The sequence below is a fragment of the Streptomyces sp. DH12 genome (assembly GCF_020873895.1).
Classification (GTDB): Bacteria; Actinomycetota; Actinomycetes; order Streptomycetales; family Streptomycetaceae; genus Streptomyces.
In genome coordinates this window covers 1-660 of the sequence record NZ_JAHWGT010000364.1, presented here as the reverse complement: position 1 = coordinate 660, position 660 = coordinate 1, and the positions used below count along the sequence as shown (strand labels likewise).

Below are 660 nucleotides of genomic sequence, written 5' to 3'. Positions count from 1 at the left end.
GCGAGGTCCCCCGGGGCGAGCGGACTGCCGTCGGCGGCGCGGGCGACCTGCCCGCTGACGTGCACGTGACGGGTGCCCGTCCCCACGGCGACGTGCTCGTACGGGGTGGGCTGCAGCATGCCTTCGGGCGTGAAACGACGGACGGTCACGGGGATCTCCTCGTGTCGAAGCAGTAGGTATACCCTTGATACTTGGTGGACGAAGGACACTTCAAGGAGACCAGGTATCGTGCCGGAAACCGAAGGCGGCCGCGCGAGCGGCGAGCTGCGGATCGAGAACGCGCACCGCGAGCTGCTCGACCAGGTGCTGGACAAGTGGTCGCTCAGCGTCCTCAACGAACTGTGCGAGCGGCCCTGCCGGTTCAACGACCTGCGCCGCGCCGTCCCCGCGGTGACCCAGAAGTCGCTCACCGCGACCCTGCGCAGGCTCGAACGCAACGGCATCGTCGAGCGGGAGGTCGTCAGCTCGCGCCCCGTCGCCGTGGAGTACCGCATCACGCCGCTCGGCAAGACCATGCGGCGCCCGGTCGACGTGCTCCTGGAGTGGGCCACGACCCACATGCCGGAGATCGAGCGGGCTCGCCGCGCCTTCGACGACCTCGACCGAATGACCGCGGCGGCCCCCACCGACGGAGCTTGACCTCAACCGAAGTTGAGTTCC

Annotated in this window: 1 protein-coding gene and 1 pseudogene; one reads left to right on the top strand and one right to left on the bottom strand. The window is 69.2% G+C overall.

What is annotated here, in order from left to right; translation table 11 throughout:
- Positions 1-149 (bottom strand): annotated as a pseudogene (locus LPA54_RS34580) (RidA family protein); the annotation flags it as partial.
- Between the two features lie 79 nt (positions 150-228).
- Between LPA54_RS34580 and LPA54_RS34575 the strand changes: the two are divergent.
- Positions 229-639, top strand: coding sequence for a helix-turn-helix domain-containing protein (locus LPA54_RS34575; RefSeq protein WP_228918688.1), 411 nt, complete (start codon positions 229-231; stop codon positions 637-639).
- The last annotated feature ends 21 nt before the right edge of the window (positions 640-660 follow it).